Here is a 13,944-nt window from a genome sequence, read left to right as displayed (position 1 = left end):
GTGTAGGAGAACGGCCGGGCGGCACTTGGCCGCCCGGCCGCTCACCGGTGCTCGCGGGGAGGTCCCGCGGTGGTGCCGAGGATCAGATCAGACCCAGCTCGGCGACCGCGTCGCGCTCCTCGGCCAGCTCGCGCACCGAGGCGTCGATCCGGGCGCGGGAGAACTCGGAGAGCTCCAGGCCCTGGACGATCTCGAACTTGCCGTCCTTGGTGGTGACCGGGAACGAGGAGATCAGGCCCTCGGGCACGCCGTACGAGCCGTCCGAGACGATGCCCATCGAGGTCCAGTCGCCGGCCGGGGTGCCGTTGACCCAGGTGTGGACGTGGTCGATGGCGGCGTTGGCGGCCGAGGCGGCCGAGGAGGCGCCGCGGACCTCGATGATCGCCGCGCCGCGCTTGGCGACGGTCGGGATGAAGTCGTTCTCGACCCAGGCGAGGTCCGAGCCGGTGGCCTCGAAGCCGCTCTTGCCGGCGATCTCGGCCTGGAAGAGGTCCGGGTACTGGGTGGCCGAGTGGTTGCCCCAGATGGTGACCTTCTTGATGTCCTCGACGGTGACGCCGGCCTTCTTGGCGAGCTGCGCGACCGCGCGGTTGTGGTCCAGGCGGGTCATCGCGGTGAAGCGCTCGGCCGGCACGTCCGGGGCGTTGCGCTGGGCGATCAGGGCGTTGGTGTTGGCCGGGTTGCCGACCACCAGGACCTTGATGTCGTCCGCGGCGTTGTCGTTGATGGCCTTGCCCTGCGGGCCGAAGATGCCACCGTTGGCCTGCAGCAGGTCGCCGCGCTCCATGCCGGCGGTGCGCGGGCGGGCGCCGACCAGCAGGCCGACGTTGGCGCCGTTGAAGGCCTCCGCGGCGCTGTCGGTGATAGTGATGTCGCGCAGCAGCGGGAAGGCGCAGTCGTCCAGCTCCATGGCGACGCCCTCGGCGGCCTTCAGACCCTGCGGGATCTCCAGCAGACGGAGGTTCACCGGCACGTCGGCGCCGAGCAGGTGGCCCGAGGCGATGCGGAAGAGCAGCGCGTAGCCGATCTGGCCGGCCGCTCCGGTGACGGTGACATTGACGGGGGTGCGAGTCATTTCTGCCTACTCCAGCAAATCGCCGACGTGCCCCAGGCACGTCGGCGCGCTGGAGCCGAGGATGATCTCTCGACATCGAGAGAACCGGCTCAGGCTATCGCAACGGGCTCGCCCCGGGGGCTCGCGGGCGTGGCTGATGCGTCACACGGGCGGGCGGCGGCCCGGCGGGACGGGCGTCGCCCGCGCGGCGCGGCGGCGCGGCAGCGGGATGGCCCGGTGCGCGCGGCGGGCCGGAGGGCGGGGGTGCCCGTCCTCCGGCCCGGCCGGCGTCAGTGCCGCTGGCGGCCGATCAGCTTGCCGATGTTGTCCAGCACCGGCAGGTGCAGCCACGGGTCGGGCTGGGCCACCAGGGTCAGCAGCACGATCACCGCACCGAGGAAGGTCAGCACCGAGACGTCCGTGAACCGGCTGCGGACCGCGAGCAGCCCCACCTCGGGCAGCACCATCCGCAGCAGTGCGGCGAGCAGCAGCGCCGAGCCGACCGTCAGCACGCCGACCTTGAAGTCACCCGCGGAGGTGATGACCAGCCCCACCGCCGCGACGGCGAGCACCAGCGTTATCGGCCACTGCCGGACCGGCAGGGCGTGGCCCCGGTCGAGCGCCGCACCCGAGCCCTCCGGCGGCAGCGTCCCGGTGGTCCGCTGCGGCCGGCGCCGGGTGCGGCGCGTTCCCTCACCCGCCATGGCGGATCAGTGGCCGGCGCGGCGCTCGGCCGCCTCGACGATGTTGTTGAGCAGCATCGCGCGGGTCATCGGACCGACCCCGCCCGGGTTCGGCGAGATCCAGCCGGCCACCTCGGCGACGCCGGGGTGCACATCGCCGACGATCTTGCCCTCGCTGCGGCTGACGCCGACGTCCAGCACGGCGGCGCCGGGCTTCACGTCCTCCGGCTTGACCAGGTGCGGGACGCCCGCCGCGGCCACCACGATGTCGGCCTTGCGCAGGTGGTACGCCAGGTCACGGGTGCCGGTGTGGCAGAGCGTGACGGTGGCGTTCTCGGACTTGCGGGTGAGCAGCAGGCCGATCGACCGGCCGACGGTGACGCCGCGGCCGAGCACCACGACCTCGGCGCCGTCGATCTCCACCTGGTGGCGGCGGAGCAGCTCGACGATGCCCAGCGGGGTGCACGGCAGCGGGCCCTGGATGCCGAGCGCCAGCCGGCCGAGCGAGGTGGGGTGCAGCCCGTCGGCGTCCTTGTCCGGGTCCATCAGCTCCAGGACGGTGTTCTGGTCCAGGCCCTTGGGCAGCGGGAGCTGGACGATGTAGCCGGTGCAGGCCGGGTCGGCGTTGAGCTCGCGGACCACGTCCTCCACCTCCTGCTGGGTGGCGGTGGCGGGCAGCTCGCGCTGGATCGAGGCGATGCCGACCTCGGCGCAGTCCTTGTGCTTGCCGTTGACGTACCAGCGGCTGCCCGGGTCGTCGCCGACCAGGACGGTGCCGAGGCCGGGGACGATGCCCCGCTCCTTGAGGGCCGACACACGGACGGCGAGTTCGGACTTGATCGCGGCAGCGGTGGCCTTGCCGTCGAGAATCTGGGCAGTCATGGGTCCATTCTCCTGGATCGGCGGAGGTCCCCGTCATGCGGGGAGTTCGCGCCGTGGACGCGCTGGCGGCGACGGTCGCGGCCGGACCGGCGGAGAAGGTGGTGGCGCGGGTGTGACAAGGGCGCGGCGGGGTCGCGACGGGGGCGGCCGGAGTGCGGCGGGGTGGTGCGGGCCGGCTGCGAGCGGGGTCGCGGGCGGGGTTGCGATCGGGGTCGCGGGCGGTGGGTGCAGCCGATCGCCGGGGCCGGACCCAGGGCCCGGTACGGGGCCGTGGCCGGTCCGGGCACGGGGTCCGGGGCCGCGCGGCCAGGGTTGCGGTTGCGCCACAGTTGTGTTCGCCCTGCGGACCTGGCTGGACAGCGCGGGGGGCGAGACCAGACGATAAGGCGGGCAATCTGTGCCGCCCGCGGCCTGGTGACACGCCGTCCGGGCCGACGCGGGGGACGACTCGGGGGACGACGACAAGTGAGCAATCCGTACCAAACGCCGGATCCCTACGGGGGTTACGGCCCGCCGCAGCATCCGCAACAGCCCCCGCAGCCGCAGCCGTACGGCACTCCGCCGCCGTCGCCGTACCAGCAGCCCGTGCCGCAGCCGGCCTACGGCTACCCCCAGCAGCAGCCGTACCCGCCCCAGCAGCCCTACCCGGCGCCGCAGCCGTACCCCCAGCAGCCGGTGGCCGAGCCGAACAGCATGGCGACGGCGTCCCTGGCGCTGGGCTTCGTCGGCATCGTCATCTGCTTCTACGGGGCGATGCTCGGCCCGATCGGCCTCGGCCTCGGGATCGCCGGGCTGAACAAGGCCCAGCGCAGCGGCGTCGGACGCACCCAGGCCATCGGCGGGATCGCGCTGAGCACCCTGGCGATCCTGATCGGCATCGCCGGCCTGGTCTTCTACGACACCCTGACCAAAAGCCTGACGTGATGCCCACCGCCATCTCGGGGCTGGCCGCCCGCTGGGCCGGTACCGCCGGCACGCTCAGGGGCGGCTGGCTGCGCGTGCTGGCGCGCGGCGGCGGCGCACTGCTCGCCGCGGTGACGGTGGCCCAACTCCACGACGCCCACGATCCCGGGGTGCTCTGCCCGCTGCGCCGGTTCACCGGCATCCCCTGCCCGGGATGCGGCAGCACCACGGTCTTCATCGAGGCCGGCCACGGCCACCTGCTGGCCGCGGTGGCCGCGAACCCGGTGACGGTGGTGGCGGGCCTCGGCCTGCTGATCGCGCCGCTCGGCGCCGGCCGCTGGTGGTGGGAGCTGCCGAACGGCCGACGGAACGCGCTGATCGCCGGCGCCGCCGCGCTCGCCTGGGCCTGGCAGTTGAACCGGCTCGGCATCGCCCGGCCCTGAACAACCCGTTCCTGACAGGTATTGACCCACGCGGTGTCAGTATCTTCCGCTAATGTCCCACCCGGTCGGCACCTCAACTGCCCGTCCGTCGCAGGAATCACTTCCTGTCCCGTCCCGCTGTCCCCTTCCTGCCCGGAGGCAGAGATGAGCTACCCGCCCGACCCGAACAACCCCTACGGCCAGCAGCCCCCGCCGCCGCCCGGCTACGGCTACCCGCAGCAGGCGCCGCCGCCGGCCCCCGGTTACGGGTACCCGCAGCAGGCCCCGCCGCCGGCCCCGGGCTACGGCATCCCGCCGCAGCAGGGCTACGCCTACCCGCAGCAGCCGGGCGGCGGCTACCCCAACGCCGGTGCGGTGCAGAACTTCTACGCGGGCTGGGGCAGCCGCGTGGTCGCGTTCCTCATCGACCACCTGCTGATCGGCCTGATCCCGTACATCGTGGTCTTCGCGGCGCTCACCCCGTCGGTCACCACGACCTACTCGGGGACCGGCTACCCGCACACCGAGACCACCGGCACCGGCGGCTACTACGCCGGCATCCTGCTGGCCAACGTGCTGATCTGGGCCGGCATCGCCGCGATGAAGGCCACCGGCCAGTCGATCGGCCAGAAGGCCGTCAGCATCCGGATGGTGCGCGAGTCGGACGGCCAGAAGCTCAGCTTCGGCGCGGCCTTCGGCCGTGAGGCGCTGCACATCCTGGACGGCTTCTGCTGCATCGGCTACCTCTGGCCGCTGTGGGACGCGAAGAAGCAGACCTTCGCGGACAAGATCATGGGCACCGTGGTCGTCAAGGCCGGCTGACCAGCCGTCCGTCCGAGCTGCTGAGCGCCCGATCAGTCGGGCGTCGACGCCGAGGGCCCCGTACTCCGTCCACGGAGTACGGGGCCCTCGGCGTCGTGCGGGCGATCGGTGCGACCGATCGGCGCGGGTGATCAGTGGAAGAAGTGCCGGGTGCCGGTCAGGTACATCGTCACGCCGGCCGCGGCGGCGGCCGCCACGACCTCCTCGTCGCGGACCGAACCACCCGGCTGCACCACGGCCTTGACGCCGCCGTCGAGCAGCACCTGGAGGCCGTCCGGGAACGGGAAGAAGGCGTCGGAGGCGGCGTACGAGCCCTGCGCGCGCTCGCCGGCCCGCGCGACGGCCAGCTTGGCCGAGTCGACCCGGTTGACCTGGCCCATGCCGACGCCGACCGAGGCGCCGTCCTTGGCCAGCAGGATCGCGTTGGACTTGACGGCCCGGCAGGCCCGCCAGGCGAACGCCAGCTCGGCCAGCTCCGCCTCCGTCAGCGCCGCACCGGTGGCCAGCGTCCAGGTCGACGGGTCGTCGCCCTCGGCGTGGATCCGGTCGGTCTCCTGGAGCAGCACCCCGCCGGAGACCGGGCGGACCTCCAGGCGGCCGGTGGGGGCGTCGGGGGCACGCAGCACCCGGATGTTCTTCTTGCGGGCCAGCACCTCGACGGCGCCGTCCTCGTACGCCGGGGCCACGACGACCTCGGTGAAGATCTCGGCGATCTGCTCGGCCAGCTCGACGGTGACCGGGCGGTTGACCGCGATGACGCCGCCGAACGCGGACAGCGGGTCGCAGGCGTGCGCCTTGCGGTGCGCCTCGGCCACGTCCGCGCCGATCCCGATGCCGCACGGGTTGGCGTGCTTGATGATGGCGACGGCCGGCTCGGCGTGGTCGTAGGCGGCGCGGCGGGCGGCGTCGGTGTCCACGTAGTTGTTGTAGGACATCTCCTTGCCGTGCAGCTGCTCGGCGCCGGCCAGACCGCCGGTGCCGTCGCTGTAGAGCGCGGCGCCCTGGTGCGGGTTCTCGCCGTAGCGCAGCACGTTCTGGCGCTCCCAGGTGGCGCCGAGGAACGCGGGGAAGCGCTCGTCGCCGGCCGCGTAGCCGGCCTCGAACCAGGAGGCGACGGCCACGTCGTAGGCCGCGGTGTGGGCGAAGGCCGCACCGGCCAGCCGCTTGCGGGTGGCCAGGTCGAAGCCGCCGCCCTCGACCGCGTCCAGGACGTCGGCGTAGCGGGCCGGGTCGACCACCACGGCCACCGAGGGGTGGTTCTTGGCGGCCGCGCGGACCATCGACGGGCCGCCGATGTCGATCTGCTCGACGCACTCGTCCGGGGTGGCGCCGGAGGCGACGGTGGCCTTGAACGGGTAGAGGTTGACCACGACCAGGTCGAACGGCTCGACGCCGAGCTCCGCCAGCTGCGCGCGGTGCGACTCCAGCCGCAGGTCGGCCAGCACGCCGGCGTGCACGCGGGGGTGGAGCGTCTTGACGCGCCCGTCCAGGCACTCCGGGAAGCCGGTCAGCTCGGAGACCTCGGTGACCGGCACGCCGGCGGCGGCGATCCGGCCCGCGGTCGAACCGGTGGAGACGATGGCGACCCCGGCGGCGTGCAGGCCCTGGGCCAGCTCCTCCAGCCCGGTCTTGTCGTACACGCTGATCAGGGCACGCCGGATCGGGCGTACGTTCTCGGAGACGGGAGGAGTGGTGCTGGAGGCGGCGCTCATGCCGGGATCCATACCTTTCGGTCTTCGATGCGGTGACCTTCGCGGGCCAGTCGGCCCACGACGTCGACGAGCAACTGGCGCTCGACAGTCTTGATGCGCTCGTGCAGCGCTTCGCCGCCGTCCTGGTGGTCGGCGTCGAGGACCTCCACCACGCCCTGCGCGATGATCGGTCCGGTGTCCACCCCGCCGTCGACCAGGTGGACGGTGCAGCCGGTCACCTTCACGCCGTAGGCGAGGGCGTCCGGGACGCCGTGGGCGCCGGGGAAGGCGGGCAGCAGGGCGGGATGGGTGTTGACGATCCGTCCGGCGAAGGCGGCGACGAACTCCGGGCCGAGGATCTTCATGAACCCGGCCGTGACCACCAGGTCCGGCCGGTACCGCGCGACGGCGGCGGTCAGCGCGCGGTCCCAGGCGGCCCGGTCGGCGTGGTCCTTGATCCGCTCGACGAAGGTCGGGATGCCGGCCCGCTCGGCGCGCTCCAGTCCGGCCACGCCGTCCCGGTCGGCGCCCACGGCCAGGATCTCGGCACCGTACGCCGGGTCGGCCACGGCGTCGATCAGCGCCTGCAGGTTGGTCCCGGAGCCGGAGACCAGGACCACCAGGCGGGCCGGGCCCGGGGTGCGGGGCGGGAAGGCCTGCGGGGAGGCCGGGGGGAGGACTTGGGCGGAAGCGGCGGCCACTGCGCGATTCTCCGTACGTCGTTGGCGCCCGCTGGTACATCCACCGTCGGTGGGGCCACTACGGGCGGCGCCAGGTCGAGCCGGGTGCCGGGGCTGCGGGGTGACCGCACTGCCACGGCGGGCCGGGAACCCATCCGAGCTGCTGACCGTCACCACGATAACGGCTGGTGAAAGGGCCACCGTAACCGCCCGGCAACGCTACGCGCGTAGTTGAGACGGGGATCTCGCCGGACGCTCCGGGGGCGGCACGCGGACCTCCCGGGACCAACCTGGTGGGGCGCCGCACGGCCACGGCCGGGCTGCGGGATCATTGAGCGGCGGACCGCCGGACGGCGGGCCGCCAGGCGGTCATCGCCGCACCGACGAGTAAGGAATGGCTGACACCATGAGCGGAGACAGCACCGGCGAGCGCAACCCGTTCGCGCCGCCGCCTGCGGACGCCCCCGATCAGCCGTGGCAGCCCCGGCTCCCCGCGGCCGCCCCGCCGCCGGCGCCGCAGTCCCCGCCGTCCCCGCCCACCCAGGAGGGCGACGGTCCGGAGGACCAGCCGCAGGTCCCGCCGCCGCACCCGTGGAGCCCCGGCTACCGCGGCGGCTGGACACCGCCGCAGCCGGCGCCCAAGTTCGACCCGAACGACCCCACCCAGCGGCGGGCCCGGTACGCGCTCAGCGCGGGACTCGGCGGCCTGTTCTGCCTGCTCCTCGGCATCTTCTACGTCGCGCTGCTGCTCGGCGCGCTCGCCGTCTACTGGGCGATCTCCTCGCTCCGGGCCGGGCGCACGGCCGCCGTGGCGCCGGCCGGCCCGCAGCCGAACCAGCCGCAGGCACCGGCCGCGCTGAGCGGACTGTTCACCGGGGCGGTGGCGGTGCTCTTCACGCTCGGCTGGTTCGGCACCCTGATCTACTACAACGACTACGTGGTCTGCGTGCAGGACGCCCCGACCATCGAAGCCACCCACAGCTGCCGCACCAGCGACCCGGCGCCGACCTGGCTGGTCGCGGTGCTGGACCCGGACGCGCTCTGAGGTCGAGCTGATCGGGGGCGGGGTCGCTCCGGGGCGGGGCAACTCTGCGCTGCGATGACTCCTAGTCGGGGTAGCTCGGCGGCGGGGTAGCTCCGGTGACGAGCCTCTCCGCTGACGAGCCTGCTCCGATCCGCTCCGACCGCGAGACGTTCCGGGTCGGACATGCTCGGGCCACGAGCCGTTCCGGAGCGAAGCCGATCCGTCGTCGAGCTTCTCGGGCGCCGATCTGCTCCGTCGCGGAGGGTTCCGGCTCCGCGCGGGACCCTCCGCTTCCCGGTCGCTCGGGCACCGACCGGCTCCGCCTCCGAGTCGTTCCGTCGCCGAGGGACCCGCCGGCCGGTACCAGCCCTGGTTCCGCGTCAGTCGCGGCGGCCGCGGCGGGCGAACGGCAGCGGCAGCTCGGCGATGCGGGTGAGGGTCCGGTGCAGGGCCGCCCGGGTGCAGGCCGTCCACCTGGCCGCGAGCCGGGTCGGCCGCTGCCACCACTCCGGAGCCGTCCCCCGCAGGTACCACCAGCGGGCCAGCAGGGCGCCCGGCAGGACCGTACCGACCATCCAGCCCGCGACCGCCGCCCCCGTCCGCCAAGGCTCCGGGCCGAGCTCGGACATCCGGCCGCCCGCCAGGGCCCCGCCCGACGCCCAGGCGACGATCACCGCCAGCGCGCCGGTCAGCACGGCAGCGGCCACCGCAGCCGCCGCGACGGCCCCGACCGACCAGCGCGGGCCGTCCGCCCCGGCCCGCTCCGCCGCGCCCGCTGCTCCGACCGTCCCGGCCGCCACCCGGCCGAGCAGCAGCGCGGGCAGGACCCCTGCCACCGCCGGCAGGACGCACACCAGCAGCCACCACGGGCCGCCACCGGGCTGCGGCACCACCGCCAGCAGCGGGAACTCGGGGAGCGCGCCGAGACTGGTCCCGGTCGGCGCCACCAGCGTGCCGGTGCCGACCGCGAAGCCCGTCCCCAGGGCGTAGCCGGCGGCCCACAGCACCGCGTTGGGGATCAGCAGGGCGCAGGCCAGCAGCAGTCCGACGTAGCCCGCCGGGCCACCGCCCAGGGTGTGTGCCGAGTGTCCGGCCGCGCCGAGCAGCACGGCCAGGGTGAGCAGCGCTCCGCCGCCGGCCAGCATCCCCAGCGACCAGAGGGCGGCCGCCCGGAGCACGGCGACCGGCGCCCCGGCCGGCGGACTCCACCGCTCGTACCGCTCCGCCCACCGCTCCGCCCACCGCTCGGCCCACCGCTCGGCCGGCCGGGCCGGGCCGGGCGACCCCGAGGGGCTCCAGGGCAGCGGCCGCCCGTACCCGATCCACAGACCGGGTCCGAGCCCGCCCGCCAGCACCACCGCCACCATGGCCAGGTCGGGCAGCGGCCTGGACCGGAGCACCGTCTCCGACGCCGTGCACTGCGCCACCGCCAGGGCTGCCACCGCCAGGTAGCCGGCGGCCATGGCCAGCGGCGCGCGCCAACCCGGGCGACCGCGTCGGCCGACCCGTCGCCCCGCCCGGTGGAGCAGGAGGACGGTGACCGCCGTCAGCAGCAACGGGGTGACCGTGACCGGGCCGGCCTCCGGGCCCCGGGCCAGCGGAGCCCCGTGGCCCAGCAGCCAGAGCCCGAAGGCCAGCCGGGCGGCATCGGCGGCGGTGTCGTCCGAGTACGGGACCAGCACCCAGATCCCGAGCACCGGGACGGCCACCACGGAGAGCGTGAGAAGAGCGGTGCGCGCCCCCATGAGCAGGTCGGCCATGACCGAGCGGGAGCCCAGCTCGCTCGGCAGGCCCAGGATCGGACGGCCCATCAGCTGCGTCATGGGCTTCATGCTCCCAAGCGGGCCCACTACGTCGTGTCAACGCGCAAACCTTCGCCGTGTCCCGGATTATCGGTACATGTGCCTAAATTCGCCCTGGAGCCGGATCGAGGAAACACGGTGAACGCTCCCCCGACCAGCGGAAAGCGGTCCAGGAAGCCCACGCCCGCCACGCCCGACCGCACCCGGGCGCCGCAGGGTGCGCGGCGCGATCCGGCCCGCCTGCTGCGGCTGCTCACCGCCCGTGAGGCGGAGCTGCTGAGCAGGCTGGCGGCCGGCGAGGAGCTGCCCGCCATCGCCGCCGAGCTGCGGCTCTCCCCGTCGCTCGCCCGCACCCGGCTGCACCGGGCGTTGCGGAAGCTGGGCGTGCGGACGACGGCCGAGGCGGCGGCGCTGGTCGGCCGGGCGAGCGCCCCACCCGGCCGCGCGCGCCCGGTGGCACGTACGGCGGACGGGCCGGCCGGGAAACCGGCAGCCCGTCCGGGACGGCGCCCGGGTCCCGCCCGACCCGCGGCCGGACCCACTCCCCCACCCGCGCCCGCCCCCACAGCCCCCGCCATTGCCGGTGCACCCGAAGCACCGCCCGCCGCGACCCCCACCCCCGTCCCCGCACCCGCCGCGTTCGCCGACTTCTGCCTCGCCGTGCACGACCGGCTGGTCCAGCAGACCTTCCTGCTGACCGCCTGCCGGCACCGCGCGGTGCACTGCGCCCACCTGGCACTCGGGACGGCGTCCCGGCAGTGGGAGGAGGTTTCGGCGCTGCCCGACCCGGAGGGCTGGATCCGCGGCCGGGCGTTCGAGGCGGCGCTCTCCCCCTGGCGCCGCGGCGGTCCCCGGCGGGCCCATCTGTTCACCCTGCCGCACCGGCGGATCCGGGTCGGCCCGGCCGGGGTCGGCCCGGAGGATCGGCTGACCCCGCGCGACAAGGCCCTGCTGAAGGCGCTGCGCCGGCTGTCGCGCCCGCGGCGCTGGGCGCTGGTGCTGCACGACGCGCTGGGCGTGCCGGTCGAGGAGGTCGCGGTCGAGGTGGAGGCGAGCACCCCGGCCGCCGCCGGCCGGGTCCGGGCGGCCCGGGCGGCGCTGGCCCGCGAGGTGCCGGACCTGGTGGGTGCGGACCCGGCCGCGCCGGAGTTCGCGGACCGGCTGGGCGAGCTGCTGCACCGGGCGGCCGTGCACGGCTGCGCGACGCCGTGGAAGCCGTCCCCCAAGCTGCTGACCGCCGAGAGCCGGCTGCGGACGGGCGCGGTCACCGGCGGGGCGGCGCTGCTGACGGTGGCGGTGGGCGGCGCGGTGGTCGCCACGCTGCTCGGCAGCGGGCCGGCCGACCTGTTCCGCTCGACGCCGTCGGTGCCGCCGCCGCTGTGTTCGACGGCCGAGAGCGGCAGCGCGGGGCCGGTGCTGCCCGGCGCCGAGGCGGGGCTGCGCAGCCACTGGTGCGAGGTCGCGGGGGCCCGGCCGGTGGTGCTGGTCCGGGCGTCGCTGCGCTCCCCCGCGCCGCCGCCGCAGGCCGTGGTCTCGGCGGCGGCCGCCGCGGAGGTGCTGCCGGTGCCGGTCGGCTGCCCGCCGTTGCGGCCGTGCCCGGCCGGCACGCCGTCGGGTCTGCCGGCCCTCGCCGACCTGCTGCGCTGACGCCCCACCTGCCCCGGCCCGCACAGCCGGGCAGCGCCGGCAGAAACGCCGAGGGCGCCGCGGTCGGATCCCGACCGCGGCGCCCTCGGGCGTGGCTGCCTTACTTGGCGATCAGCTCACGGGCCAGGCGAGCGGTCTCGGACGGCGTCTTGCCGACCTTGACACCGGCGGCCTCGAGGGCCTCCTTCTTCGCCTGCGCGGTGCCCGAGGAGCCCGAGACGATGGCGCCGGCGTGGCCCATGGTCTTGCCCTCGGGGGCGGTGAAGCCCGCGACGTAGCCGACGACCGGCTTGGTGACGTGCTCGGCGATGTAGGCCGCGGCACGCTCCTCGGCGTCGCCGCCGATCTCGCCGATCATCACGATGATCTTGGTCTCCGGGTCCGCCTCGAACGCCGCGAGGGCGTCGATGTGGGTGGTGCCGATGACCGGGTCGCCGCCGATGCCCACGGCCGAGGAGAAGCCCAGGTCGCGCAGCTCGTACATGAGCTGGTAGGTCAGCGTGCCCGACTTGGAGACCAGGCCGATCGGACCGGAGGTCGTGATGTCCGCCGGGATGATGCCCGCGTTGGACTGTCCGGGGGAGATCAGGCCGGGGCAGTTCGGGCCGACGATGCGGGTCTTGTTGCCCTTGGAGCCGGCGTAGGCCCAGAAGGCGGCCGAGTCGTGGACCGGGACACCCTCGGTGATGACGACCGCGAGGCCGATCTCCGCGTCGATCGCCTCGACGACGGCGTCCTTGGTGAACTTCGGCGGCACGAAGATGACGGTGACATCGGCACCGGTCTTCTCCATGGCCTCGGCGACGGTGCCGAAGACGGGCACCTCGGTGCCGTCGACGTCAACGCTGGTGCCGGCCTTGCGCGGGTTCACGCCACCGACGATCTGGGTGCCCGAGGCGAGCATCCGACGGGTGTGCTTCATACCCTCGGAGCCGGTCATGCCCTGGACGATGACCTTGCTGTCCTTGGTGAGGAAGATAGCCATGATTCAGTCCTCTCCCTTACTTGTTGGCCAGCTCGGCGGCGCGGTCGGCCGCACCGTCCATGGTGTCCACCTGCTGAACCAGCGGGTGGTTGGCGTCGGTCAGGATCTTGCGACCCAGCTCGGCGTTGTTGCCGTCCAGGCGGACGACGAGGGGCTTGGTGACGGCCTCGCCCTTCTCCTCGAGGAGGGCCAGGGCCTGCACGATGCCGTTGGCGACCGCGTCGCACGCGGTGATGCCGCCGAAGACGTTGACGAAGACCGACTTGACGTCGGGGTCGCCCAGGATGATCTCCAGGCCGTTCGCCATCACCTCGGCGGACGCGCCGCCGCCGATGTCGAGGAAGTTGGCCGGCTTCACGTTGCCGTGCTGCTCACCGGCGTAGGCGACGACGTCGAGGGTGCTCATGACGAGACCCGCGCCGTTGCCGATGATGCCGACCTCGCCGTCGAGCTTGACGTAGTTGAGGCCCTTGGCCTTGGCCGCGGCCTCCAGCGGGTTCGCGGCGGCCTTGTCCTCGAGCGCCTCGTGCTCCGGCTGGCGGAACTCGGCGTTCTCGTCCAGCGAGACCTTGCCGTCGAGCGCGATGATCTTGCCCTCGCCGGACTTGATCAGCGGGTTGACCTCGACGAGGAGCGCGTCCTCGGCGATGAAGACCTTCCAGAGCTTCTGCAGGACCTCGGCGACCTGGTCGGCCACCTCGGCCGGGAACTTCGCCGCAGCGACGATCTCGGCGGCCTTCTCCGGGGTGCAGCCCTCGTTGGCGTCGACCGGGATCTTGGCCAGCGCGTCCGGGTTCTCCTCGGCGACGACCTCGATCTCCACGCCGCCCTCGACGCTGGCCATGGCCAGGAAGGTGCGGTTGGTGCGGTCCAGCAGGAACGAGACGTAGTACTCGTCCTTGATGTCCGCGGTCTGGGCCAGCATCACCTTGTGAACGGTGTGGCCCTTGATGTCCATCCCGAGGATCGCCTCGGCCTTGGTGACGGCGTCGGCCGGGTCGGCGGCGAGCTTGACGCCACCGGCCTTGCCCCGGCCGCCCACCTTCACCTGAGCCTTGACGACGGCGCGGCCGCCGAAGCGCTCCGCGATGGCGGCAGCGTCTGCGGCGGTCTCGATGACATCGCCGTCAAGCACGGGTACACCGTGCTTGGCGAAGAGGTCCCTCGCCTGGTACTCGAACAGGTCCACGTGTTTGTCCTTGTTCGTGGTCGCGGATTGTGTCTCTACGAGCGTGCCACGGCAGGATCTTCGCTGCGGGTCGTCGGGCTGCGCAGGTACGCAGAGTTACGGCCTTGCGGCCTACACAGCGCCGGGCGCACCGTCAATCAACACGCGCGTCACGTCCGTG

General features: G+C 73.9%; 13 protein-coding genes. 5 read left to right on the top strand and 8 right to left on the bottom strand.

The genetic code is table 11. The features are described from left to right. Positions 1-82: 82 nt before the first annotated feature. The 3 genes from ABT014_RS10565 to ABT014_RS10555 form a co-directional block, all read right to left on the bottom strand. Positions 83-1,075 carry a malate dehydrogenase gene (locus tag ABT014_RS10565; RefSeq protein ID WP_350638296.1) on the bottom strand — a complete coding sequence of 331 codons (993 nt, stop codon included), beginning with the start codon at positions 1,073-1,075 and terminating at the stop codon, positions 83-85. A 269-nt stretch (positions 1,076-1,344) separates the two neighbouring features. Beyond that, entirely contained in the window at positions 1,345-1,758 is a 414-nt protein-coding gene (locus ABT014_RS10560; protein ID WP_350638295.1) for a DUF3017 domain-containing protein, read from the bottom strand. A gap of 6 nt (positions 1,759-1,764) precedes the next feature. Next, complete coding sequence (locus ABT014_RS10555; protein ID WP_350638294.1) at positions 1,765-2,619, bottom strand: bifunctional methylenetetrahydrofolate dehydrogenase/methenyltetrahydrofolate cyclohydrolase; 855 nt, start codon at positions 2,617-2,619, stop codon at positions 1,765-1,767. Positions 2,620-3,204: 585 nt separating this feature from the next. Here ABT014_RS10555 and ABT014_RS10550 point away from each other — a divergent pair. From ABT014_RS10550 to ABT014_RS10540, 3 genes are all read left to right on the top strand, one after another. After that, positions 3,205-3,543 carry a DUF4190 domain-containing protein gene (locus tag ABT014_RS10550; protein WP_350638293.1) on the top strand — a complete coding sequence of 113 codons (339 nt, stop codon included), beginning with the start codon at positions 3,205-3,207 and terminating at the stop codon, positions 3,541-3,543. Next, complete coding sequence (locus tag ABT014_RS10545) at positions 3,543-3,965, top strand: DUF2752 domain-containing protein (protein ID WP_350638292.1); 423 nt, start codon at positions 3,543-3,545, stop codon at positions 3,963-3,965. The genes ABT014_RS10550 and ABT014_RS10545 overlap by 1 nt, the downstream gene beginning before the upstream one ends. A 144-nt stretch (positions 3,966-4,109) precedes the next feature. Continuing rightward, positions 4,110-4,766: an RDD family protein gene (locus tag ABT014_RS10540; RefSeq protein WP_350638291.1), complete on the top strand. Its 657-nt coding sequence runs from the start codon at positions 4,110-4,112 to the stop codon at positions 4,764-4,766. Positions 4,767-4,897: 131 nt separating this feature from the next. On the opposite strand, the gene purH is transcribed toward ABT014_RS10540, so the two are convergent. Together purH and purN are read right to left on the bottom strand one after the other, a co-directional pair. Continuing rightward, a complete protein-coding gene (purH, locus tag ABT014_RS10535; RefSeq protein ID WP_350638290.1) occupies positions 4,898-6,478 on the bottom strand; it encodes a bifunctional phosphoribosylaminoimidazolecarboxamide formyltransferase/IMP cyclohydrolase in 1,581 nt (526 codons plus the stop codon). After that, positions 6,475-7,077, bottom strand: a complete 603-nt coding sequence (gene purN, locus ABT014_RS10530; protein WP_502894935.1) for a phosphoribosylglycinamide formyltransferase — start codon at positions 7,075-7,077, stop codon at positions 6,475-6,477. Before purN ends, purH begins: the two co-directional genes overlap by 4 nt. Before the next feature lie 466 nt (positions 7,078-7,543). On the opposite strand from purN, the gene ABT014_RS10525 reads away from it, so the two are divergent. Beyond that, the gene (locus ABT014_RS10525) at positions 7,544-8,182 is read left to right on the top strand and encodes a hypothetical protein (protein WP_350638289.1); all 639 of its coding nucleotides are present in this window, start codon (positions 7,544-7,546) and stop codon (positions 8,180-8,182) included. Positions 8,183-8,541: 359 nt separating this feature from the next. Here ABT014_RS10525 and ABT014_RS10520 read toward each other — a convergent pair whose 3' ends face one another. Next, positions 8,542-9,984, bottom strand: coding sequence for a cell division protein PerM (locus ABT014_RS10520; protein WP_350638288.1), 1,443 nt, complete (start codon positions 9,982-9,984; stop codon positions 8,542-8,544). Between the two features lie 117 nt (positions 9,985-10,101). Here ABT014_RS10520 and ABT014_RS10515 point away from each other — a divergent pair, with 117 nt between their 5' ends. Continuing rightward, positions 10,102-11,610, top strand: coding sequence for a LuxR C-terminal-related transcriptional regulator (locus tag ABT014_RS10515; protein ID WP_350638287.1), 1,509 nt, complete (start codon positions 10,102-10,104; stop codon positions 11,608-11,610). A gap of 100 nt (positions 11,611-11,710) precedes the next feature. Here the strand turns inward: ABT014_RS10515 and sucD are convergent, their stop codons facing one another. Together sucD and sucC are read right to left on the bottom strand one after the other, a co-directional pair. Further along, positions 11,711-12,595: a succinate--CoA ligase subunit alpha gene (gene sucD, locus ABT014_RS10510; protein ID WP_350638286.1), complete on the bottom strand. Its 885-nt coding sequence runs from the start codon at positions 12,593-12,595 to the stop codon at positions 11,711-11,713. Positions 12,596-12,611: 16 nt separating this feature from the next. Beyond that, complete coding sequence (gene sucC, locus ABT014_RS10505; RefSeq protein ID WP_350638285.1) at positions 12,612-13,784, bottom strand: ADP-forming succinate--CoA ligase subunit beta; 1,173 nt, start codon at positions 13,782-13,784, stop codon at positions 12,612-12,614. Between the last annotated feature and the right edge of the window lie 160 nt (positions 13,785-13,944).

This window comes from Kitasatospora sp. NPDC094015 (genome assembly GCF_040304075.1).
Taxonomy (GTDB): Bacteria; Actinomycetota; Actinomycetes; order Streptomycetales; family Streptomycetaceae; genus Kitasatospora.
The sequence above is the reverse complement of the archived record's forward strand: the minus strand, read 5'-3'. Positions and strand labels throughout refer to the sequence as shown.